Annotated in this window: 26 protein-coding genes; 15 read left to right on the plus strand and 11 right to left on the minus strand. The window is 65.3% G+C overall.

Annotated features, from left to right (window positions below):
• Positions 1 to 20: 20 nt before the first annotated feature.
• Positions 21 to 1,550 carry an acyl-CoA carboxylase subunit beta gene (locus tag AC1DE3_RS00895; RefSeq protein WP_441513012.1) on the plus strand — a complete coding sequence of 510 codons (1,530 nt, stop codon included), beginning with the start codon at positions 21 to 23 and terminating at the stop codon, positions 1,548 to 1,550.
• A 9-nt stretch (positions 1,551 to 1,559) separates the two neighbouring features.
• On the opposite strand, the gene fabF is transcribed toward AC1DE3_RS00895, so the two are convergent.
• The 6 genes from fabF to AC1DE3_RS00925 all read right to left on the minus strand — a co-directional run bounded on the left by fabF (position 1,560) and on the right by AC1DE3_RS00925 (position 7,103).
• A complete protein-coding gene (gene fabF / locus AC1DE3_RS00900; protein ID WP_476779211.1) occupies positions 1,560 to 2,825 on the minus strand; it encodes a beta-ketoacyl-ACP synthase II in 1,266 nt (421 codons plus the stop codon).
• A gap of 10 nt (positions 2,826 to 2,835) precedes the next feature.
• On the minus strand, positions 2,836 to 3,351 hold the full coding sequence (locus AC1DE3_RS00905; protein ID WP_441513014.1) for a winged helix-turn-helix transcriptional regulator: 516 nt from the start codon (positions 3,349 to 3,351) through the stop codon (positions 2,836 to 2,838).
• Positions 3,352 to 3,425: 74 nt separating this feature from the next.
• Positions 3,426 to 4,565 carry an ABC transporter permease gene (locus AC1DE3_RS00910; protein ID WP_476779210.1) on the minus strand — a complete coding sequence of 380 codons (1,140 nt, stop codon included), beginning with the start codon at positions 4,563 to 4,565 and terminating at the stop codon, positions 3,426 to 3,428.
• Positions 4,562 to 5,455: an ABC transporter ATP-binding protein gene (locus tag AC1DE3_RS00915; protein WP_476852255.1), complete on the minus strand. Its 894-nt coding sequence runs from the start codon at positions 5,453 to 5,455 to the stop codon at positions 4,562 to 4,564. The genes AC1DE3_RS00910 and AC1DE3_RS00915 overlap by 4 nt, the downstream gene beginning before the upstream one ends.
• Positions 5,456 to 5,484: 29 nt before the next feature.
• Positions 5,485 to 6,444, minus strand: coding sequence for an HlyD family secretion protein (locus tag AC1DE3_RS00920; RefSeq protein ID WP_476851909.1), 960 nt, complete (start codon positions 6,442 to 6,444; stop codon positions 5,485 to 5,487).
• Positions 6,441 to 7,103 (minus strand): CerR family C-terminal domain-containing protein, encoded by a 663-nt coding sequence (locus AC1DE3_RS00925; RefSeq protein WP_476779208.1) that lies wholly within the window; start codon positions 7,101 to 7,103, stop codon positions 6,441 to 6,443. The genes AC1DE3_RS00920 and AC1DE3_RS00925 overlap by 4 nt, the downstream gene beginning before the upstream one ends.
• A 158-nt stretch (positions 7,104 to 7,261) precedes the next feature.
• Here AC1DE3_RS00925 and AC1DE3_RS00930 point away from each other — a divergent pair, with 158 nt between their 5' ends.
• From AC1DE3_RS00930 to dksA, 3 genes are all read left to right on the plus strand, one after another.
• On the plus strand, positions 7,262 to 8,635 hold the full coding sequence (locus AC1DE3_RS00930) for an MBOAT family O-acyltransferase (RefSeq protein ID WP_476779207.1): 1,374 nt from the start codon (positions 7,262 to 7,264) through the stop codon (positions 8,633 to 8,635).
• A 70-nt stretch (positions 8,636 to 8,705) separates the two neighbouring features.
• Positions 8,706 to 9,644 (plus strand): hypothetical protein, encoded by a 939-nt coding sequence (locus AC1DE3_RS00935; RefSeq protein WP_476779206.1) that lies wholly within the window; start codon positions 8,706 to 8,708, stop codon positions 9,642 to 9,644.
• A gap of 183 nt (positions 9,645 to 9,827) precedes the next feature.
• Positions 9,828 to 10,250, plus strand: coding sequence for an RNA polymerase-binding protein DksA (dksA, locus tag AC1DE3_RS00940; protein WP_441513020.1), 423 nt, complete (start codon positions 9,828 to 9,830; stop codon positions 10,248 to 10,250).
• A 129-nt stretch (positions 10,251 to 10,379) separates the two neighbouring features.
• Here dksA and AC1DE3_RS00945 read toward each other — a convergent pair whose 3' ends face one another.
• From AC1DE3_RS00945 to flgF, 5 genes are all read right to left on the minus strand, one after another.
• On the minus strand, positions 10,380 to 10,910 hold the full coding sequence (locus AC1DE3_RS00945; RefSeq protein ID WP_476851910.1) for a 2'-5' RNA ligase family protein: 531 nt from the start codon (positions 10,908 to 10,910) through the stop codon (positions 10,380 to 10,382).
• Between the two features lie 288 nt (positions 10,911 to 11,198).
• Entirely contained in the window at positions 11,199 to 11,951 is a 753-nt protein-coding gene (gene flgH, locus AC1DE3_RS00950) for a flagellar basal body L-ring protein FlgH (RefSeq protein ID WP_476779204.1), read from the minus strand.
• A gap of 17 nt (positions 11,952 to 11,968) precedes the next feature.
• Entirely contained in the window at positions 11,969 to 13,027 is a 1,059-nt protein-coding gene (gene flgA, locus AC1DE3_RS00955) for a flagellar basal body P-ring formation chaperone FlgA (protein ID WP_476779203.1), read from the minus strand.
• Between the two features lie 16 nt (positions 13,028 to 13,043).
• Positions 13,044 to 13,835 (minus strand): flagellar basal-body rod protein FlgG, encoded by a 792-nt coding sequence (gene flgG / locus AC1DE3_RS00960; protein ID WP_441513024.1) that lies wholly within the window; start codon positions 13,833 to 13,835, stop codon positions 13,044 to 13,046.
• Between the two features lie 21 nt (positions 13,836 to 13,856).
• The gene (gene flgF / locus AC1DE3_RS00965; RefSeq protein ID WP_441513025.1) at positions 13,857 to 14,600 is read right to left on the minus strand and encodes a flagellar basal-body rod protein FlgF; all 744 of its coding nucleotides are present in this window, start codon (positions 14,598 to 14,600) and stop codon (positions 13,857 to 13,859) included.
• Positions 14,601 to 14,841: 241 nt separating this feature from the next.
• Between flgF and fliL the strand changes: the two genes are divergently transcribed.
• The 11 genes from fliL (at position 14,842) to AC1DE3_RS01020 (ending at position 22,042) form a co-directional block, all read left to right on the plus strand.
• Entirely contained in the window at positions 14,842 to 15,384 is a 543-nt protein-coding gene (gene fliL, locus AC1DE3_RS00970) for a flagellar basal body-associated protein FliL (RefSeq protein WP_441513026.1), read from the plus strand.
• A gap of 43 nt (positions 15,385 to 15,427) precedes the next feature.
• Complete coding sequence (gene fliM, locus AC1DE3_RS00975) at positions 15,428 to 16,555, plus strand: flagellar motor switch protein FliM (RefSeq protein ID WP_441513027.1); 1,128 nt, start codon at positions 15,428 to 15,430, stop codon at positions 16,553 to 16,555.
• Positions 16,556 to 16,566: 11 nt separating this feature from the next.
• Positions 16,567 to 17,025, plus strand: a complete 459-nt coding sequence (locus tag AC1DE3_RS00980) for a DUF6468 domain-containing protein (protein ID WP_476851911.1) — start codon at positions 16,567 to 16,569, stop codon at positions 17,023 to 17,025.
• Positions 17,022 to 17,855 carry a MotE family protein gene (locus AC1DE3_RS00985; protein WP_441513029.1) on the plus strand — a complete coding sequence of 278 codons (834 nt, stop codon included), beginning with the start codon at positions 17,022 to 17,024 and terminating at the stop codon, positions 17,853 to 17,855. The genes AC1DE3_RS00980 and AC1DE3_RS00985 overlap by 4 nt, the downstream gene beginning before the upstream one ends.
• A 186-nt stretch (positions 17,856 to 18,041) precedes the next feature.
• Positions 18,042 to 18,812 (plus strand): DUF5131 family protein, encoded by a 771-nt coding sequence (locus AC1DE3_RS00990; protein ID WP_476851912.1) that lies wholly within the window; start codon positions 18,042 to 18,044, stop codon positions 18,810 to 18,812.
• Positions 18,805 to 19,362, plus strand: a complete 558-nt coding sequence (locus AC1DE3_RS00995; RefSeq protein ID WP_476851913.1) for a hypothetical protein — start codon at positions 18,805 to 18,807, stop codon at positions 19,360 to 19,362. The genes AC1DE3_RS00990 and AC1DE3_RS00995 overlap by 8 nt, the downstream gene beginning before the upstream one ends.
• A complete protein-coding gene (locus AC1DE3_RS01000; protein ID WP_476851914.1) occupies positions 19,359 to 19,739 on the plus strand; it encodes a hypothetical protein in 381 nt (126 codons plus the stop codon). Before AC1DE3_RS00995 ends, AC1DE3_RS01000 begins: the two co-directional genes overlap by 4 nt.
• Before the next feature lie 10 nt (positions 19,740 to 19,749).
• Positions 19,750 to 20,154: an Acb2/Tad1 domain-containing protein gene (locus AC1DE3_RS01005; protein ID WP_476851915.1), complete on the plus strand. Its 405-nt coding sequence runs from the start codon at positions 19,750 to 19,752 to the stop codon at positions 20,152 to 20,154.
• 14 nt (positions 20,155 to 20,168) lie between these two features.
• A complete protein-coding gene (locus tag AC1DE3_RS01010; RefSeq protein WP_476851916.1) occupies positions 20,169 to 20,576 on the plus strand; it encodes a hypothetical protein in 408 nt (135 codons plus the stop codon).
• A 186-nt stretch (positions 20,577 to 20,762) separates the two neighbouring features.
• Entirely contained in the window at positions 20,763 to 21,254 is a 492-nt protein-coding gene (locus tag AC1DE3_RS01015; protein ID WP_476851917.1) for a hypothetical protein, read from the plus strand.
• Positions 21,251 to 22,042, plus strand: a complete 792-nt coding sequence (locus AC1DE3_RS01020; RefSeq protein ID WP_476851918.1) for a hypothetical protein — start codon at positions 21,251 to 21,253, stop codon at positions 22,040 to 22,042. The genes AC1DE3_RS01015 and AC1DE3_RS01020 overlap by 4 nt, the downstream gene beginning before the upstream one ends.
• Positions 22,043 to 22,301 lie beyond the last annotated feature (259 nt).

Below are 22,301 nucleotides of genomic sequence, written 5' to 3' on the forward strand. Positions count from 1 at the left end.
CGGCCGGGAGCCTTGCCGCCATGAAGGATATCCTCGAACAGCTCGAAACCCGCCGCGAAGGCGCCCGCAAGGGCGGCGGCGAGCGTCGTATCGAGGCCCAGCACAAGCGCGGCAAGCTGACGGCACGCGAGCGCATCGAACTCCTGCTCGACAAGGACTCCTTCGAGGAGTTCGACATGTTCGTGCAGCACCGCGCCGTCGATTTCGGCATGGACAAGGGCGAGAAGATCCCCGGTGACGGCGTCGTCACCGGCTGGGGCACGGTCAATGGCCGCACCATCTTCGTCTTCTCCAAGGACTTCACCGTCTTCGGCGGCTCGCTCTCCGAGACCCACGCCCAGAAGATCATCAAGATCCAGGATATGGCGCTGAAGATGCGCGCGCCGATCGTCGGCCTGTTCGATGCCGGCGGCGCCCGCATCCAGGAGGGCGTGGCGGCGCTCGGCGGCTACGGCGAGGTCTTCAAGCGGAATGTGCAGGCTTCGGGAGTCATCCCGCAGATCTCGGTGATCATGGGCCCCTGCGCCGGTGGCGACGTCTATTCGCCGGCGATGACCGATTTCATCTTCATGGTCCGCGACACCAGCTACATGTTCGTCACCGGCCCGGAGGTGGTGAAGACCGTCACCAACGAGACCGTGACCTCCGAGGAGCTCGGCGGCGCCAAGGTCCACACCTCCAAATCCTCGGTCGCGGACGGCTCCTTCGAGAACGATGTCGAGGCGCTCTTGCAAGTGCGCCGCCTGCTCGACTTCCTGCCCGCCAACAACACGGCCGGTGTGCCGGAATGGCCGAGCTTCGACGTGCCTGATCGCGTCGACATGAGCCTCGACACGCTCGTCCCGGACAACCCGAACAAGCCCTACGACATCAAGGAATTGATCCTGAAGACGGTCGACGAGGGCGACTTCTTCGAGATCCAGGAAGCCTACGCCAGGAACATCGTCACCGGCTTCGGCCGTATCGAGGGCCGCACCGTCGGCATCGTCGCCAACCAGCCGATGGTGCTGGCCGGCGTGCTCGACTCCGATGCCTCGCGCAAGGCGGCCCGCTTCGTCCGTTACTGCGACGCCTTCGAGATCCCGATCGTCTCACTCGTCGACGTTCCCGGCTTCCTGCCGGGCACCGCGCAGGAGTATGGCGGCCTGATCAAGCACGGCGCCAAGCTGCTCTACGCCTATTCGGAATGCACCGTGCCGCTCGTCACCATCATCACGCGCAAGGCCTTCGGCGGCGCCTATGACGTGATGGCGTCGAAACATATCGGCGCCGACGTCAACTATGCCTGGCCGACGGCGCAGATCGCGGTGATGGGCGCCAAGGGGGCGGTCGAGATCATCTTCCGCGGCGGCGACGCCGAGACCATCGCGCGCCAGACCAAGGAATACGAAGACCGCTTCATGTCGCCCTTCGTCGCGGCCGAGCGCGGCTATATCGACGAAGTCATCATGCCGCACTCGACCCGCCGGCGCATCGCCCGCGCGCTCGCCATGCTCAGAACCAAGAACGTCGAGCGGCCCTGGAGGAAACACGACAACATCCCGCTCTGAGCGCGCTGCTTACCGCCAGCGCCTGAACACCGCGCTGGCATTCACCCCGCCAAAGCCGAAGCCATTCGAGATGGCGTGCTCCATCGCCAGCGGCCGCGCGGTCTTCGCCACGAGGTCGAGCCCGGCCGCCGCCTCGTCGGGGTTTTCGAGGTTGAGCGTCGGCGGGGCGATCTGGTCGCGAAGGGCGAGGATCGTGAAGACCGCCTCGAGCCCACCGGCCGCGCCGAGCAAATGCCCGGTCGCCGATTTCGTCGCGCTGATCGCGATGCCTCCATCGGTGCCGAACACAGCCTTGATCGCAGCCAGTTCGCCGCGATCGCCGACCGGCGTCGAGGTGGAATGGGCATTGAGATGGGCGACATCATCAGGCCGAAGCCCCGCCTGCTTCAGCGCGGTCTCCATGGCGCGCTGCGCGCCGGAGCCGTCTTCCGGGCCCGAGGTAATGTGATAGGCGTCGGCGCTCGTACCGTAGCCTGTCAACTCGGCCAGGATCGTGGCGCTGCGTGCTTCGGCATGTTCCAGCGCTTCGATCACCAGAAGGCCGGCGCCCTCGCCCATGACAAAACCGTCGCGATCCCGGTCGAAAGGCCGCGAAGCCTTCTCGGGCTCCTCATTGAACCCGGTCGAAAGCGCGCGCGCTGCCGCGAAACCGCCAAGCGCGACGAGGTCGACGCAGGCCTCGGTGCCGCCGCAGATCGCAATATCCGCCTCGCCCGCGCGGATCAGCCGCGCGGCATCGCCAATCGCCTGCACGCCTGCGGCGCAGGCCGTGACCGGCGCGCCGATCGGCCCCTTGAAACCATAGTCGATCGAGATATGGCCGGCGGCAAGATTGACCAGGAAGGACGGCACGGTGAAGGGCGAGAGCCGGCGCACGCCGCGCTGGTCGGTGGTCCGCACAGCCTCTGCGATCGCCGGGAAACCGCCGATACCCGAGGCGATCACCGTCGCCGTGCGCTCGCGCTCGCCCTCGTTCTGCGGCTGCCATCCCGCCTGCGCCAACGCTTCCTTGGCAGCGACCAGCGCGAACTGGATGAAACGATCCATCTTGCGCTGGTCCTTCGGCGCGATCACCGCATCGGGATCGAAGCCGCCCTCGGCATCCTCATCCTTTGACGGCACGAGGCCCGCGATCTTGGCCGGCAAGGTCTCGGCGACCGAATCCGGCAGGCGGCGCAGGCCCGACCGCCCGGCGAGCAGGCGCTGCCAGGCGAGCTCGGTTCCGCAGCCGAGAGGCGAGACCACGCCCATTCCGGTGACAACGATGCGACGCATGGGAAACCTCCTATTCGCGAGAGATCGCCGCCACCGCATGCCGCGTCGCGACGATGGCCAGGCGCTGCTGCATGGCGGCGCTGGCCTGCGGACCGGCGATGACGGTGACATTGTCCGGGCTGACGGGCTGCGCGGTCTGCGCATCGGCGAAACCAGGCACGACCGGCCGCCCGCTTTCCCGATCGGTCAGCAGCAGAGCTTCCCCTTCGGGCGCCAGATGCCGGTTGCCGAAAGCCACCAGTGCGGCAACCACCGGGAAGAAATCCCGGCCCCTTCCCGTCAGCACATATTCGTAGCGCTGCGGCCTCTCGCTATAGAGCCGCCGCTCGAACAACCCGGCCTCAGTGAGATGCTTCAGCCGCCGTGCCAGCATGTTAGGCGCGATGCCGAGGCTGCGCTGGAATTCGTCGAAACGGGTGAAGCCCTGCAGCGCGTCGCGCAGGATCAGGATGCTCCACCATTCGCCCACCGCTTCGACCGCGCGGGCACAGGGGCATTCGGCGAGCGGAAGGAGCCGGGGCTGCATGTGCCCCGGTTAAAGATGTTGCTATCATTTTGCAAGTCTCTATCGCGACGCGTCCGTTTGCACCGCCGCTCCGCTCAATCCAGCGTGTTCCGGAACCGCATCAGCGCAACGCCCGCAAAGACCGGCACGAACAGGCTGAGATAGAACACCTCGTCGCCGATATCCCCGAGATCGGCGCCCTTCAGCATGATCGCGCGGATGATGCGCAGGAAATGCGTCAGCGGGAACAGTTCGCCCAAGGTCTGTGCCCAGCCCGGCATCCCGGCGAACGGGAACATGAAGCCCGACAGCATCAGCGAAGGCAGGAAGAAGAAGAAGGTCAGTTGCATCGCCTGCAGCTGCGTGCGCGCCATCGTCGAGATGGTGTAGCCGAGCAGCACCAGCGCCAGAACGAAGATCAGGACACAGCTCAGGAGAAGCGCGAGCCCGCCCAGGAATGGCACCCCGAAGAGCAGCTTGGCCGCGCTGAGCACAACCACGACCTGCACAGCGCCGACCGCCAGATAGGGCAGCACCTTGCCGAGCATGATCTCGCCGGCCGTGGTGGGCATGGCGAGCAGGTTCTCCATCGTGCCGCGCTCGATCTCGCGCGTGAGCGCCATCGCCGTCATCATCACCATCGTCATCTGCAGGATGACGCCGAGCAGGCCGGGGACGATGTTGTACTGCGTGATGTTCTCCGGGTTGTAGCGGCGATGGACCACTAGGGAGAGTTCGTCCCCGCCGGCAGCGGCCGGATTTGTCTCGGGCTCGCCTTGAGCCCGCAGCAATGCGCGGCTGACGATCGTCCCCAGCGCCGCAACCGCGCCGCTCGCCGCAGCCGGATCTGTCGCGTCCGCCTCGACCAGAATGCGCGGTTGGTCGGCGCGTTCGACCCGCACGCCGAAATCGCTGGGAATTGTCACGAGGAAGGAGATGTCTCCCTTGGCCATCAGGCTCTCGGCCTGCGCCGCGCTCTGCGGCCGCTCGCGGAAACGATAATAGTCCGAGACCTCCAGCGCCGAGACCACGGCGCGCGTATAGCGATCGTGCCCGAGCGCCAGGATCGCGGCCGGCAGGCCGCGCGGGTCGTTGTTGATCGCGTAGCCGAAGAGCAGCAGCTGGAGGATCGGCACCGCCAGCATCATCGCGAAGGTGATGCGGTCCCGCCGCATCTGCACGAATTCCTTGGCGAGCAACGCGCCAAGCCGGCGAATGGAGAAGAACGCGCTCATGCCGCCCGCTCTCCTGCGTCAGCCATGAACTTGATGAAGACGTCCTCCAGGCTGGTCTCGCCCGGCTCGACCTGGATGCCGCTTTCGCGCGCAAGCGGCGCCAGCGCGGCTTCCAATTTGTCCCTGTCCGTCCCGACGACATGCAGCGTGGCGCCGAACGGAGCGACCTGCTCGACTCCATCGGCCGCCGACAGCGCCTTGATCTGCGCGGGCTTCAGCGCGCCGTGGACGACGTAAGTGACGAGGCCGGAGCCCCGGACCACGTCGTCGACGGTCCCCGTCGCCAGCATGCGGCCATGGGCGATGTAGCTGATGCGATGGCAGCGCTCGGCCTCGTCCATGTAGTGGGTGGAGACCAGCACGGTGATCCCGTCGCCGGCCAGCCGATGGATCTCATCCCAGAATTCGCGCCGCGCCTTGGGGTCGACGCCCGCCGTAGGCTCGTCGAGCAACAGCAGCTTCGGCTGGTGCATGATGCAGGCCGCCAGCGCCAGCCGCTGCTTCCAGCCCCCGGAGAGCGTTCCGGCGAGTTGATCCTTGCGCGCGGCAAGCCCAAGCCCGTCCAATGTCCGCCTCACGGCTTCCTCGGCCGGCTTCAACTCGTAAAGCCGCGCCACGAAGGTCAGGTTCTCGGCAATGCTCAGGTCTTCGTAGAAGGAGAAGCGCTGGGTCATGTAGCCGACCTGGCGCTTGATCGCGGTGCTCTCCGTCCGAATATCCAGCCCGAGCACCGTGCCCTCCCCGGCATCGGGCCTGAGCAGGCCGCAGATCATCCGGATCGTCGTCGTCTTGCCCGAGCCATTGGGGCCGAGGAAGCCGACGATCTCGCCAGCCGCAACGGCCAGATCGACATTGTCGACGACCGTGCGTTGGCCAAAGCGCTTGGTCATGCCGCGCACATCGATGGCGAGGCTCTCGCTCACCGCTGTCTCCGCAAGGTCACATCGACGATCTGGCCGGGCTGGAGTGCCGATTGCTGCCCACCCTCCGGATGCGCCTCGACGAGATAGACCAGCTTCTGGCGCGTCTGCGCCGAGTAAATCACCGGCGGCGTGAATTCGGGTTCGGGCGAGACATAGGTGACGTTCGCCGCCAGCCCCGGTGCGCAGCCATCGCAGTGGACATCGAGCCGCATCCCCGGCTTAACGCTCGAAATCCAGGTCTCCGGCACATAGAGCATCAGCTTGGCCGCCCCGTCAGGCAGCATCAGCACGACGTGCGCGGTCGGGCCCGCCAACTCCCCGACGCGCCGCAGTACGTCGCTGACGCGGCCTGACGATGGAGCCACGAGGCGGCGCTGCTCCAGCTTCCAGCGCGCCTGTGCCAGCGTCGCCTTCGCCTCCTCGACCGCATTCTCGCTTGCCCGGATCTCGTCAGGGCGCGCCGGCAGCTTTGCGACGTCGAGATTGGCGGCGTTTTGACGAACGCTCGCCGCGGCGACATCCCGCGCCAGTTCCGCCTGGTCGAAATCGGCCTGGGTCGAGACGCCGCGGCGCAGGAGATCCTGGCGCCGCTCCAGCGCCCGCTCGGCCTCGCGCTGCTGCGCCTGGGCCGAGACCAGGCTCGCCTCGATCACGGCGATCTCCTCGGGCCGCTTGCCTATGCGCAGATTGTCGAGCTGCGCCTGCGCCTGAATCAGCCGGGCCTCGCTTTCGGCGACCGCATTCTCCGCATCAGTCGTCTCCAGCATGGCCACGACTTTGCCGGCCTCGACACGCTCGCCTCGGCGCACGTCGATGCGTTCGATCCGCGCCGTATCGATCGGGCCGAGACGCACATATTCGCCCTCGACATAGCCGGCGATCCGCACCGTATCAGACACGCAGCCGGGAAGAATCGAGCCCAACAAGGCGAGGGAACAAAGAAAGCCGAGAATCATGAGGGTTCTCCTCGGGCTGCCAGAACCGAGGCGGTGACCGCCGCGCGGATAGTGCTGGCGATGGCTTCGCCCTCGGGCTCGCCGATCCCGTCCCATTCCAGCCGCCGGATGACCGCCGGCCGGCCGAGCCGGAAGTAGAGGACCTGACCCATCATCGCGAAAACGGCGAGCCTGGTTCCCTGCGCTTCCGGGTCCTTTCCGGTTGCCATACCCCACAAGGCGCAGAGGCGGCCGTGGATCGGCCGCACCATGCCCTCGTAAAGCAGATCGAAGGCGGGAGACGGTTCCATCATCTCGCGAACGACGAAGCGGGCGATCGCCTCGCTCTCGGGAGCGCGGGTGGCGAAGGCGATCACGCAGCTGACCGCCATGAGCACGGCCTCCAAGGCCTCGTCCGGGTGCAATGCCGGCGGCAAGAGAGCGAGTTGATCCCCCCCGAGCACCCTCTCCCGCATCGTGGCCACGATCGCCTCGGCGCAGGCCCGGCGCAGACCATCCTTTCCCCCAAAATGATAGGCGATGCCGGCACTGTTGACGCCCGCGGTCTGCGCGATTTCGCGGATGGAACTCGCGTCGAAGCCGATTCGTCCGAACAGCTCGAGCCCCACACGGATCAGGGCTTCCCGTGTTCCACGGTCTGCATCTGATGTCCCGATCATTCAGGCAGGATACGCCGCATCGAGCGTTCAATCAATCGATTGATTAAACGCTTTGGGAGCGCTTGCTCCATCTTCCCCGCACTAACCGCGGTTCCATGACATGACTCGCGCCGGAGAATGGGCTAAGGCGGCAGCCATTCCCTCATCCTCCCTGTCCGATGCTTTTCAATTCCTTCGCCTTCCTGCTCGGCTTTCTGCCGCTGGCACTTGCTCTTCACTGGCTGGCCGAGCGCTTCGCGCCGCAATGGCGGCTGCCGGTGCTGGTCGTGCTGTCCTTCGCCTTCTACGGCTATTGGGACTGGCGCTTCCTGCCGCTGCTCGCCCTGTCCGTCGGGATGAACTGGCTGATCGCCGAAGCGTTCGTGAAGACGAAGTCGAGCGGGCTCATCACGCTCGCCATCGTGCTGAACCTCTCCGTGCTGGCAATATTCAAGTACTTCAACTTCTTTGCTGGCCTCGCTGGAATGTTTCCCGGACTGCCGGTGCCGAAATTCGATATCGCGCTACCGCTCGGGATCTCCTTCTTCACTTTTCATCACATCATGTATCTGACGGATCTGCGGCGCGGCCAGGCGCCGCGTTACGATCTCGTCCGCTACGCGCTCTACATCGCCTTCTTCCCGCAGGTGCTCGCCGGCCCGCTGGTGCGCTGGCGCGAGATCATGCATCAGCTCGACGAGCGGCCCTATCAGCGGCCCGACGCCGCCGAGCGCATCGCACGCGGTTTGATGTTGCTGACCTTCGGCCTCGCCAAAAAGGTGCTGATCGGAGATCCGTTGGCGGAATACGCCAACCCGGTCTTCGCCGCCGCCGCTGCCGGCAAGGTCGTCAGCATGATGGAAGCCTGGCAGGCGACGCTCGCCTTCACCTTCCAGATCTATTTCGACTTCTCCGGCTACACCGACATGGCCCTTGGCATCGCTTTGCTCTTCGGCGTCGTGCTGCCGCAGAACTTCGACGCGCCCTACCGCTCGCTCTCGATCCAGGATTTCTGGCGGCGCTGGCACATGACGCTGTCGCGCTTTCTGCGCGACTATCTCTACATCCCGCTCGGCGGCTCCAGGTCCGGCCTGCCGACCCAGGTCTGGGCGCTCTTCGCCACGATGGCGCTCGGGGGCCTCTGGCACGGTGCCGGCCTTACCTTCGTCGCCTGGGGCGTTGCCCACGGCCTCGCGCTGATCGTCGCGCTGTTCTGGCGCCGCGCCGGCTGGCCGATGCCGGCGCCGCTCGGCTGGCTCCTGACCTTCCTCTTCGTCGTGCTGTGCTGGGTGCTGTTCCGGGCGCCCACCTTCGAGGCGGCTCTGACCATCTACAAGGGCCTGCTTGGCCTCGCCCCGATCGGGAGCGGTTTCAAATGGCGCGCGCTGGTGCCCGCTGCGGCCTTCGCCATCATCGGGCCGACAGCCTGGAACCTCGTCCACAAGCTGCCGCCGGCCCGCTGGATCGCCGTGCTGACCGGCCTGCTGTTCGTCATCATCCTCCTGAAGATCGGCGAAGATGCGAATTATGAGTTCATCTACTTCCAGTTCTGAGCCGGGACGTACGCCGACTCAGGCGGCCGGATGGACGAATTTCATCGCGACCCTGCTTGCGGCAGCTATCTTGTTCTCCATCGCCTTCCTCGCCACGGCCTTCCTGATAGACCCCTACGACACCGGCCGTACCCTGCTGAAGCTCAAGGAAGGCCTGCGTCCGCAGGGACCGCGCACCTCGCTGGCAAGCCGAGGCCGCGATCCGCAATTCACCGGCGCGATCTTCGGCAATTCGCATATCCAGCTCGTCTCGCCGGAAGAACTGCGCAAGCGAACCGGCATCCCCTTCGTCTCGCTGATTGCGCCCGCTACCCTGCCGAAGGAGCAACTGGCGACGATCGACTGGTTCCTGCGCCACCACCGGCAGGTGCCCCCGAAGGCGATCATCGTCGGCATCGACCAGTACTGGTGTACTCCCGACCCGACCTTTCCGAACGAGAAGCCCTTTCCATTCTGGCTGCTAGACCGCAGCACGCTCGGCTATGTCGCCGGGCTGATGCGCTACGACCTGATCGAGGAGATCCCGCGCCGACTCGCCTATCTGACCTCGCGCAAGGCCGAGCGCGGCAGGCCCGACGGCTACTGGAACTACGAGCCCGACTACGAGATTCAGGGCTTTCACCAGCGTCCCGAGCTCCGGGCGCGGCTGGAAGAGCCCGTCACAGCCGGTGGCGGCAATATCGACGGCCCCTTCCCCGGGGCGACCGCGCTGGAGGGGTTGATGAAATCGGCCCCGCCGGAGACGGCGCTGATTCTGGTGCGCCCGCCGGTCTACGTCAGCGGCCTTTCGAAACCCGGCACGCCGGACGCCGACGCAGACGCGGCCTGCCGCAAGGCCTTCGCCGACCTCGCCGCCCGCCGTCCCAACACGGTGCTGCTCGACTGGCGGATCGACCGGCCGGCCCTGCACGACCCGAATCTGTTCTTCGATTACGGCCATTACCGCCTGCCGATCGCCCGGCTCGTTGAGGCCGAGATAGCGGACGCGCTCGGCAAGCTCGCGAGATAAGCCACGAAACGTGTTTTTTCCTGCGTTTTCGAGCTCCCGGAGCGCCTCTTGCACGAAGTAGTTGAAGCCGTGTCGGAAGCGATTGTTCCGCTTGAAACGGATCGCTATAAGGGCGCGAAATCGGCTCACCCTCCCGCGGCATAGCCGATGGGCGCGTGAGCGGACAACTCAGAGAGCGCGCCCATGTCGAAGCAGATCATCCTCGATGCGGATTACAAGCCGAGCGATGACGAGCCGTTCATGAACGATCGTCAACGTGAGTATTTCCGCGGCAAGCTCCTCGCCTGGAAGGACGAGATCCTGAAGGAGGCGAAGGAAACCCTCGTCACCTTGCAGAGCGAGAGCGAGAACCACCCTGATATCGCCGACCGGGCCTCATCCGAGACCGACCGGGCCATCGAGCTGCGCGCCCGCGACCGCCAGCGCAAGCTCATTGCCAAGATCGACGCCGCCATTTCGCGCATCGACGACGGCTCCTACGGCTTTTGCGAGGAGACCGGCGAGCCGATCTCGCTGAAGCGCCTGGAAGCCCGCCCGATCGCGACCCTCTCGCTCGAAGCCCAGGAACGCCACGAGCGCAACGAGCGCGTGTTCAGGGACGATTGAGCCTCCGCCGATTGCTTCGCTGTCCAAAGGCCCCGTGTCAAAAACGCGGGGCCTTTTGCTCGAATTGGCGAGCGAGATGAATGGCTCAGGACCCAACTCGGACGTTCCTGCGGGTGCTGTTCGCGTTGTTCAAAGCAGCTTGCGCATCTCGAAAGGCGCTATAGGTGGGAAGTGGATGCAGTCGAGAGCGTCGAAGATCACATCAAACGCGCTGCCAGCTTCGCGGGTGAAGGCGAGCGCCGCCTCGCGCCGATCTTCTCTCACCTGGGTGCCTAGCGTGCAATGAGGTTTCCATGCCCCAGGCTGGTAGTGTGACCGACATAAGGCGGGGTTGATGGCACCGTGGATTGCCTTGTGGATGTCCCGCAAAACCGCACTGGGACGGGGCGACGCCCATAGAACCATCGGCGGTCCGTCAAAGCTGCAAATGGCATCAAAGGTCAGCGTCACCGCGCGCAGGTTCTTGCTGGCTCGGTCAAGCGCGACTCGAACCTCTGCCTCTCGCACCGCTTCATCGTCGTAGATGGCTAGAGTGACGTGGGGCGGGTAGCCAAGGAGGGTCATTGAAGGTCGATCCTCGAACCGCTGAACAGCACTCCATAGGTCGCGAACGCGGTCCGCGCTCGGATGATCGCTCCTGAGTGAAATAGCGAATCCCATGCTTCCGCTCCGCCCACCTTCATCTCTCATCGATCAGAGGTCAGTTTTCGACCGACTGTGTTGAAGAAGTCGAGGTTCCTTCAACACTAATGACCCGTTGCTGACCTTCCCGACCGACGAGAAAAGCCCCGCGTCGGGAGAACGCGGGGCTTCTGGCCGCCAGCCTTAAGAAAGCTTGGGGAGCGTGGCGGGCGGCCTGGGAAGTCGGCAGCTCGGGAGAGACCGCCGGCCGGAGCGGCGCGGAGACAAGGGGGAGCGTTCCGCGCCGTCCGGATTCGGAAACAGGGGTCAGAAGGGCAGCAGGATATCCATCACCTGCTGGCCGTAGCGCGGCTGCTGGACATCGGTGATCTGGCCGCGGCCGCCATAGGCGATGCGGGCCTGGGCGATCTTGGTCGAGTCGATCGTATTGTCCGATTCGATGTCTTCCGGCCGGATCACGCCGGCGACGATCAGTTCGCGAATCTCGAAGTTAACGCGGATCTCCTGCTTGCCCTCGATCACAAGATTCCCGTTGGGCAGGTTCTGGGTGACCACGGCCGCAACATTGGTGGCGAGTTGCTCGCTCCGGCGCACCGAGCCCGCACCCTCGCTCGAGCCTTCGGAATCGAGCTTCAGCAGCTCGCCCGCGTTCGACCCGTCCGGCAGGAACTTGTCGAGCTTGTTCTCGAAGCCCATGATCCTGGCGGCACCGAAATCCTCGCCGTTCTTGCGGGTGCGCTTGGTGGTGTTGTCGAGCTGCGCCCGATCGGTGAACTTCACCTTCACGGTGACGAGATCGCCGACATTGCGGGCGCGCTGGTCCTTGAAGAAGGCCCGCGAGCCGGTGCGCCAAAGCGAGTTCGGCGCGTAGGATGCATGCTCCATCGCCGGCATCGGCATCTGCACCGGCTTGTAGCCCTTGGCGGCCGTCGGATCCTCGACGGGCGAGAGCGTCGGCGCCTGGCCGACATTGGCAAGGCGGTCGCCAATGCCGCAGGCCCCGAGCGAGGCGGTGAGCATCAGCAGGCCGGAGAGCTTGGCGAGGCGGTTGGCGTACATGGCGGTTTCCATGGGGATCACTGCGCGCTGGCGATGCGGCCGTTCAGGGAGGGCTGGACGGAGACCCGCCCCGGCCCGCTGACCTTGCCCTGCAGCACGCGCTTGGATTGTGGATTGGTCACCGAGACGACATCGCCCATCGCGCCGGCCTCGTTGGCCTTGCCGCGCAGCGTGATCATCAGCCCCGGCGCCTCGTAGACGATGGTGACGAGGTCGCCCTTGCCGACGATCTCCTCGCGCTGGACGTCGCTGCCGCGCAGAGGCACGCCGGCGAGCAGGGCCCGGCGCGCGACCTTGTCGACCGCTGCGCGGGCGTCGCTGATGATCTCGCCGCCCTGCCCCTCGCGCGGGCGGCGCTCGACGATGACGTCGTCCTTGCCGAGCGTCTCGCCGCGGGCGATCAGCCGCTTCGGCACCACGACCTCCATCGTCTCGACGAGCTGTCCGGAGATGCGCAGCGGCTTCAGCCGCATCGCCGTGCTGCCGGGCACCGCAAGCCGGGCCAGCAGGCGGCGCGAGCGGGAATCGAAGGAGAGGTCGAGGACGCCGACATCGCCGGTGAGTTCGGGCTCGACCGCAACGGCCGGCGCCCCGCCGTCGATCGCCAGCGCGAAGATGCGGGCATCGACGCCGAAGCGCTCCTGCAGCCCGACCTTCACCGCGATCTCGATGTCCGCGGCCGTGATCCGGCGCGCGGTGCGCGTGACGACCACCTGGGCGAAGCCCTGGCTGTCGAGGTCCGAAGCCTCGCGGATGATGCCGGCCGCCCGCGCGCCCTCGACGACACGCGCGACCTGGATCGTGCCGGTCTCGCCGAGGGCAGGCGCGCGGAATGCGGCAGTAGCCGCGGCTTCGCCCGGGAGCCCGGGGATGAGATCGCCGAAGGTGACGAGATCGCGCGAAAGGCTGAGCTCGGAACGCAGCTGCAGCTTGCGCGGCAGCGCGGCGGCAGGCGCCGTGGCCGCCGAGGCGGAGGCGATCGTGGCCGGCAGCTGCGGATGATGCTGGCCCTGCTGCGGCGCAGCCAGAGCGGCGGAGCCGGAGAGCAGGAGAGCGATCAGGGAAACGCGGATCATGATGACGAGCCCCCGATCAGCCGCGGAACATCTGGGTCGTCGCCGACATCATCTGGTCGGCGGCGGTGATGACCTTGGAGTTCATCTCATAGGCGCGCTGCGCCGCGATCAGAGAGGAGAGCTCCGTGACCGCCTGAACGTTGCCTTCTTCGAGATAGTTCTGCTGCAGCGTGCCGAAGCCCTCGCCGCCGCCGAAGCCGTCGATCGGCTGCCCCGAGGCAGCCGTCTCGATGAACAGGTTGTCGCCGATCGATTCGAGACCGACCTTGTTGACGAAGCGGGTGAGCTGGATCTGGCCAAGCTGCTGCGGCGCGGTCTGGCCGGGGATCGTCGCCTCGACGATGCCCTGGGAGTTGATGCTCACCGCCGAGGCGTTGTTCGGCACGGTGATGCCGGGCTCGACCAGGTAGCCGTCGCGCGTGACGATCTGGCCTTGCGAATCGAGGTCGAAGGAACCGTCGCGCGAATAGGTGGTGCGCCCGTCGGGCATGCGGACCTTGAAGAAGCCCTCACCGCGGATGGCGAGGTCGTAGGGCTTCTCGGTCGGGCTGATATTGCCCTGCGTCATGACGCGGCCGGTCGAGACCGTCTTGACGCCCGAGCCGATGAAGGTGCCGGCTGGAACCTGCGTGTTCTGGTCGGAAGTGGCCGAGCCGGCGCGGCGGAAATTCTCGTAGAGCAGATCCTGGAAATGGACCTGCTGGCGCTTGTAGCCGGTGGTCCGGACGTTGGCGATGTTGTTGGAGATGACCTGGACGTTCATCTCCTGGGCGATCATGCCGGTCGCGGCTGTCTGCATGGCGCGCATGGGAGTCGCTCCTTTCCGCTATCAGGCCTGCTGGTCCGCCAGGCGCGAGATCGCCCGGGTGCGCAGCTCGTCGGATTTGGTGATCATGTTGGCGACGCTCTGGTAGTTGCGCTGCACCTCCATGAGCCGGGTCAGCTCGACCACGGCCTTGACGTTCGAGCGCTCGACCGCGCCGGGTTCGAGGCGTGCCTCCGGGCCGGCGGGCTGGGCGGCAGCCGTCGCCGAGAACAGGTTGGTGCCCTCGCTGACGAGCTTGGTCGGGTCGGCAAAGCGGACCTGGCGCAGCTTGCCGCGCGTGCCCTGATCGCTGCTCACCGTGCCGTCGGCAGCGATGCGCATCGCAAATTCGCTGGAGCCGAAAGTGATCGGGCCGGAATCGCCCATTACGGGCAATCCGGTCTGGGTCACGAGGCGGCCCTGCCGGTCGATGGTCAGCGATCCCGCTCGGGTGTAGCGCTCGCCGCTCGGCGTCTGCACGACGAGGTAGTTGTCGCCTTTCAGCGCCACGTCCAGCGGATTGCCGGTCATCTCGACCGCGCCCTGCGACAGGTCGATCGGCGTGCCATTGTCGATGACATAGGATAGCGGCCGATCGGTCGGCTTGAAGGCGTCGGCCTTGGCGACCGGCATGATGAATTCGTTGAAGCGCGCGCTGCGCGCCTTGAATCCATTGGTGCCGACATTCGCCATGTTGTTGGCGATGACGTCCAGCTCGCGCGCCAGTGCAACCTGGCGCGACAGGCCGATGAGAAGCGCGTTCTCCACGGCTCAACTCCCGATCATGTCCCGCGGCGACCTCGACGCTCCCCAGCGCAGTCACCACGGATCACTACCGGCAATCGACATGCCAACATGGTTAATTCACTTAACGAATTGATATAATTGAATTTACACTCCAAATCACGGCTTGCCGCAGCCCGGCATGAACCGCAAAAGCGGCAAGAACGACCCGGCAAATTCTGCCGTCCTTAACGGCACGTTAACCGTAATTGGCGAAGGTGCGTCCATGGGCGGCAGAACGCGGCCCGGCGTCCGGGGCGAAGACGAGATGGCGAAGAAGGCCAAGACGGAAGAGGCAGGCGCGTCGGGTGCAGATGCGCCGAAGAGCAAGAAGAAGCTCTTCATCATCATCGGCGGCGTCGTGCTGCTGGCTGCTGCGGGCGCCGGCGGCTGGTTCTTCCTGAAGAAGCCGACGCCGGAGCAGATCGCCGCGGCCGAGGCGGCCAAGCCGAAGAAGCCCTCCACCTTCCTGGAAATGAAGGACATGATGATCGGCATGTCCAATGGCGGCCAGCAGGACCGTCAGCCCATCATGAAGATTAAGGTCGTGCTCGAGATCGCCGATGCGAAGGTCTCGGAAGAGGTGAAGCCGCTGCTGCCGCGCGTCGAGGACGCCTTCCAGGTCTTCATGCGTGAGCTGCGCCCCTCCGACCTTGAAGGCTCGGCCGGCATGTATCGGCTGAAGGAGGAGCTTCTGCGCCGCGTCAACCTGACGGTCTACCCGGCCAAGGTCGATGCGGTGCTGTTCAAGGAACTACTGGTGCAGTGAGCCGGGATATCCCTGAATCCCAAAAAAAGATGACGGCGGAACGATGAGCACCGAGCGCGACAATGCCGCACCGACCGACGAGCCGCTGACGCCGGAAGGCATGGCGGCCGGCTGGGCCGCGATGCCGGACATCATCGAGGAGGACGGCGAATCGGAGGGCGGCGTAGACCGCCTGATGTCGCAGGACGAAATCGACACGATGCTCGGTTTCTCCAGCGGCGACGACGGTGCGTCCCGCAACGGCATCCAGGCGATCGTCGATTCCGGCTCGGTCGCCTATGAACGCCTGCCGATGCTCGAGATCATCTTCGAGCGTCTCGTGCGCCTGCTTTCCACCAGCCTGCGCAACTTCTTCACCGACAATGTCGAGGTCACGCTCGAGAGCATCCGCTCGGTGCGCTTCGGCGACTATATCAACTCGATCTCGCAGCCGGCGCTGCTCTCGGTGTTCAAGGCCGAGGAATGGGACAATTTCGGGCTCATCACCATCGAGTCGGCACTGACCTATTCGGTGCTCGACGCCATGTTCGGCGGCAAGCGCGGCCAGCCCGCCCCGCGCATCGACGGCCGCCCCTTCACCTCGATCGAAATCCGCATGGTCCGCCGTGTCATCGAGCTGGTGCTGGGCGACGCCGAGGCGGCGTTCAAGCCGCTTTCGCCGGTGACCTTCACGGTCGACCGCGTCGAGTCCAACCCGCGCTTCGTCTCAATCTCGCGCCCGGCCAACGCCGCGATCCGCGTCGAGCTCAAATTCGACATGGAGGGCCGCGGCGGCGCGCTGCATATCCTCCTGCCCTACGCCTCTATCGAGCCGATCCGTGAATTGCTGCTCGAAAGCTTCATGGGCGAGAAGCTCGGGCGTGACCCGATCTGGGAGAACCACCTCGCCACCGAAGTCTGGCAGGCCGATGTCGACGTCACCTGCGTGCTCCACGAAACGCAGATGCCGCTGAAGCGCGTCATGAAGCTCGAGATCGGCGACACGCTGATGTTCGACACCCGCCCCGACTCTTCCGTCTCTCTGCGCTGCGGCGACTTCATCGTTACCGAAGGGCGGATCGGCCGCGTCGACGACAAGATCGCTGTCCAGGTGGTCGCACCGCTCCGCCGTTCGAAGACCACGCTCGCCGCTTTCGACAGCCTTGCCAGCCATCTCGGCGCCACCAACTGAGCAGGACAACCATGACGATCAATCTCATCGCCGACGTGCTTGTCGCAAGCCTGCTGGTCGCCACCATCATCACCTGCTTCATCCTGACCAAGCGCATCGAGCGCCTCAAGGCCGACGAGGTCGGTATGCGCCAGACGGTCGGCGTGCTCATCACAGCGACCGACAATGCCGAACGTGCCATCGCCGGCCTCAAGCACACGCTCGGCGATTGCGACCGCACGCTGGAAGAGCGCCTGCGCACCGCCGAGCGCTACGCCGCCGATCTCGCCGCCCAGGTCGAGGCCGGCCAAGCCGTTATGGAGCGCATCGGCCAGATCGTCAGCGCCGCCACCCTCGTCGGCGCCAAGCCGGCGGACGAACCTGTGTCGACTCTGGAGCCTGCTCCGGTGTCCCGCCTTGAGAGCGCCGCCCAGTCGGCCGCCGCAATCCGCGCCCGCGCCGCCCGCCGCCTCGAGGGACAGGCTGCGTGATCGAAAGGCCCCGCCTCCTGCCGGCAGTTATCCTCGGCGCCATGGGTCTCCTGGCGCTGAAGCTGCTCGCCTGGACGGCGGATACCGCCCCCGGCAAGATTCCGCCCGACCCGCCGGTCTTCGCGAACAACCCCGCCGGCAAGGCCGCTGCCGAGAAGGAAGTCTGGGGCCTCGCGAAGATCGTCGCGCGCGCCCATGCGCCGGATTTCTTCGACCCCGAGACCACCGGCTCGGTGCCCGCTCCCGATCCGAAGAAGGAGCAGGAGAAGAAGGAAGCCGAGGCGAAGGCCGAGGCCGCCCGCGCCGCCAACCCCAACAACAAGGCCGGCGTGATGAACGGCACGGCCAAGCCGCTCTCGACGGCGGAGAAGGCCATCCTCGAACGCCTCGGCGAACGCCGCGAGGAGCTCGAGGGCCGTATGCGCGAATTAGAAATGCGCGAGCGCCTGCTGGATTCGGCCGAAAAGAAGCTGGATGGCCGCGTCGGCGATCTCAAGACCCTGGAGGAGAAGGTCAACCCGGCCGCCAAGGCCTCCGCCGACGAGGCGAAGGCAATCAAGAACCTCGTCATCATGTACGAGGCGATGAAGCCCAAGGACGCCGCCCGCGTCTTCGACCGCCTCGGCCTCGACGTGTTGGTGCCGGTGGTGCAGCAGATGAATCCGCGCAAGATGTCTGAGGTGCTCGCAGCCATGGCGCCGGAGCGCGCCGAAAAGCTGACTGTCGCGCTGGCAACAAGCGGCCGCACGGCGGGCTTCGAGCGGGTGGCGAACGAAGCGCCGTTGCCCGGCAACGAACTGCCCGCGATCGCGCCTGCCTCGCAGCGCTGAGCCCGCGAAGGCGGATCGCCGGCACTGCCCCGTTAAGACGGCATTACCGAAAATCCACGAAAAGCCCGCGCAGCACGGCTTTCTGTTTTGCACCCCGCACTGGAACAAAGCGGGACGCAACCGGAACGAACCGTAGCCAGTGCAAAACGGTTTCGCCCCTCCCCTCCCCCGCGAGGAGGGACGGCCGTGGGTGAGAACAGCAAGATCGAATGGACGCAGCACACGTTCAACCCGTGGATAGGCTGCACCAAAGTCTCGCCGGCATGCGACCATTGCTATGCCGAGGCGATGATGGACGCGCGCTACGGTCGCGTTCGCTGGGGCGCTGGCGAAGATAGGTCGCGGACTTCGGCCGCCAGCTGGCGCCTGCCTATTCGTTGGGATCGAGATGCCGCCTCGTCCGGCGCCCGGCCCTTCGTGTTCTGCGCGTCGCTGGCGGACGTCTTCGACAACGAGGTTGATCCGCTCTGGCGCAGCGACCTCATGGCGCTGATCGAGAAGACACCGAACCTCGTTTGGCTGCTGCTGACGAAGCGCATCGGCAACGTCCTCAAGATGACTGACCCGGCGCGCGGCAAACGCATGCTCCCGCCGAACACCGCGCTCGGGGCTACGCTGCCCAACCAGGCTGAATACGACCGCGACCGCATCAAGCTTCGCGAAGCAGGCGCGGCAAACGGCGTGCTGTTCACGTTCGGCAGCTTTGAACCGATGCTTGGTCCGGTCATCCTCGACAGCAACGCCCCGGACTGGATCATCTGCGGAGGCGAAAGCGGCCCCGGCGCGCGTGAGATGGACCCGCGATGGGCGCGCTCGCTTCGCGATGGTAGCGGCCGGTTCAAGCGCGCCTTCTTCATGAAGCAGATGACCGGCAAGCGTCCGATCCCCGACGACTTGATGGTGCGCGAGTTGCCCGGCTTCGCCCCCGCCCCCACCGGGGAGGCCTCCGATGTCTGAGCAGGCACAGCAGGCTTTCGAGGCAACCGTTCCTCCGCACTTGCAGGAGGATGTCATGCAGATGATCGCCGAAGCGGCAGGCGGCTGGTGTGATCATGCATCTGTCACGATCTTGGACCGTGATCGGCATGACGCCATCAATGTCACCGCCCATGGCATCGTCATGGTCGAGGGTGTTGAGCATCGGTTCATCGTCGATGACGGGAACTGGAACGGTACGGTCCTGCGCGACTGGGACGGCGACACCGTGTTCGAGCATCACAAGCCGACCGTCTACGCCTTGCAGCCTGAGCGGAGGCTGATCGACCAAGCCATCATGTCGGGCAAGGGTCCGTTCCTGCTGATGAAGTGGGGTGCAGTCCTTCGCAATCTGCCCGATCTGGCCGCTATACCCGGCAAGTACGCATACGATCGGCACTTCCAGCCTGGCATCAAGGGCGAGGATCATTGGCGGAAAGCGGCCGCCAAGCATCACTTCGTCATCGTGGATGAAGAGACCGCGCAGGAAACGCGCGCTGCTCTCTCCAAGGCTACGGAGGCCGCCGCATGACCGCCCCCCTCAACACAGCATCGCTGGTGTCGGAGCTCGCGCGAGAGAGCGACGCGCACGTCATCGCCAAGCTGATCTGCGAGGCGCTCGCTGAACGTGACCGCGCCCTGAGCGAGAAGGAGGGGGAGGTCGCAAAGCTGATAGCCCGCGCCGAAGATGCCGAGTTCGCCATATCGCGGCTCGAAAAGGACATCGCTGTAAAGGCGAGGCTCCTGACCACGATGGCAAAGGACGCGACCGCTCTCACCCGCCAGCGCGACGAAGCCCTAGCCGCCCTCAAAGCCTCCGAAGAGAGGGTGCAGGCGCTTTCTCGGGAGTTGGCATCCGCGAGACTCCGGCCAGAACCGAATAACCAAACAACTCAGACTGCAACCTAGGAGAAGAGAAATGCGTACGATCAACGATCACGTCGTCAACCCGGCTAACGACAAGCTGACGATCACTGTCGAGGATAATCCGGGGGCTGGCGGCGCCAACCACCTTTACATGGTTCGCGGCTTCAACACCGGGACCAATACATCATGCCCGTTCACCGAACGACATGGCCAGCCCTCCGAGCATGCGACGATCCTCTTCCAGAACGGGCCGATCAACGAGGTCGGCGTCAATGGCGTGACGCAGGAGGTCTTGCTCGCCATCGTCGCTGATAGGCTCCGCAGCTTTCAGGCTGGGCCGTTTTCGTGCCGCGAGAACGCGCTGGCGCTGACGAAGATCGAAGAAGCTCAGCACTGGCTTCAGCAGCGGACCATCGCTCGCATGCGTCGGGGCGTTGAAGGCACCCACACGGTCTAACTGGAGGCGCGCCCATGATCGACTACGCAACCATCTTTCCCGGCGACAAGCTCCGCATTGTCGGTATGGGCGCGCCCGGCTTCGCTAAGCTAGGCGACATCGTAGAGGTCGTCGCCTGCAACCTGATGAACCGTTGCCACGTGAAGCGGGAAGACGGCGAGACGGCATACTTCGCGCTCACCTGCGGCGCCCAGAGGCTCGAACGTGTCGAGAGTTCTGGCAGTCGGCTCGCGGATGCCACAAATAATCCCCCCTCCGATCCAGGGACGGAACAGAGGGAGGCGGGCTTCGCCGGTCTCGCGCCTGCTTCTGCGCCATGTCCGCACGCACCGACATACGACGCAGGTCTTTGCTGCGGTCATCCTGACGACTGCACGTTCGTCAGCCCTTCAAACCTTTCGAAGGAGGAGAGCGATGCCTGACACGCTTTGCCCATTCTGTGGGGCTTACTCCACGCGCCAGTGCGAGCTTGAGGAGGAAATGCCCGGCTGCTCGTGTCCTTGGGAAGATCAGCTTGCCGATGAGCGGGAGCGTGATCCCGACCGCATGCGTGAGGATCGAGACGAGATTCGCCGCGTAGATCGAGACTTCTTCGAAAGGCACCGCCCATGACCCCTCTCTCAACCCCCGCCGCGCAGGGGACGGTGGCGCAGTGGCGCAAAAAGCCTGTCGTGATTGAGGCGGTCCGGTGGGACGGCGATCAATCAACGTTCGACACCATCGAGCGGTGGGCCGGGAAGCCCGTCAACGACCTTGACGGCTACACGCTCCTAATCCCGACGCTTGAAGGCGAGATGCAAGCCAGCCTCAACGACTGGATCATCAAAGGCGTCAAGGGCGAAATCTACCCCTGCAAGCCCGATATCTTCGCCGCCACATACGAGCCCGCCTCCCCATCCCCTGAAGCCTTGCCGGCGAGCGGGGTGGATGTGCAAATCAATGAGAAGGCGCTTCTGGCTGCCGAGAACGCCATGAAGGAATGTCGGCTTGACCTGATCCATTCCGCCTTGGCTCGGATTTGGCCTCAACTCGCAGAGGCCGCCGTATCCGCATACCTCGCCGCCCTCACCTCTGCCCCAGCGCCGGAGGATCGGACGTGAGCGGGTTGCTGGTGAAGCCGCTTGAGTTTCGCGAGTGCAGATCGTGGGGCAATTCGACGAAGCTGATCGCGACGGATTGCTTCGGTAATGAGTTCGCTCGCCTCGATTTGAAAGGGCAGCCAGATGCCGAGATTTCAGAGTTCAAGGCTGCAGCTCAGTCCAGATACGAGCGCCGCATCCTGAGTGCCCTCGCCAGCGACGCCAGCCCGAGGGGTGAGGCGAGCGAGATCGACATTCGGCACGAAGCATATTTGCAAGGATGGCGCACTGCGTTGGCCGCCCACCCCTCGGCCGCCACGGTGGAGATGCGGGAGGCTTTGAACTGGGCGATGGACGAGATCGACACGCTCTCGAACAAACTCTGCCAGTTCGCTTATCCGCAGGGCATGGCGATGCTGAACCGGGCCGAGCAGCTTCCGAACTATGAAGCCGCCGTTCGTGAGCGCGCCGCCCTAGCGCCCGCCACCCCCGCAACCTCTGCGGAGACCGGGGCGAGCGTGGGGGTGAAGGTCAAGGCGCTGGAGTGGCATGCGGTCGAGCGCGCCCGGTCAGATGAAGACCCGCGCACCGAAGCGACCGGCGATCACACGGCAACCACGCCCTTCGGCTGCTACTACATCGAAATGTATTTCGGCAGCGACAGCTATGGCTGGGAGGCTTCCTTCAACGGCATCCCGATCGCTGACAAGGACGACCCGGAAGCTGCCAAAGCCGCCGCCCAGCAGGATTACGAGACCCGCATCCTCTCTGCGCTCGCCTCTGCCACCGACGCGGAGGGGCGGGCATGAGTGGATCTGATGTGGCATCCGCGAGTGTCCGGCCAGAGCGTAGCAGCGCGGAGAGATTGCACTGGCGGCAGGACAACGAGGGAAGCTGGTTCGCCAGTTTCGGCGGCCGTGTCTATCACGTCCATGGGGCTCTCAGCGGCAGTGAAATCCTCTGGGCAGCCGGGTCGGATGGCGCAGAGGACGATTGGGTCCGATGCCAAACGGCGGCTGACGGCCTGAACCACTGCCAAAACCTTCACGCCCAGCGTGCCACCTCTGC

The organism is Allobosea sp. 10L417, from assembly GCF_056395485.1.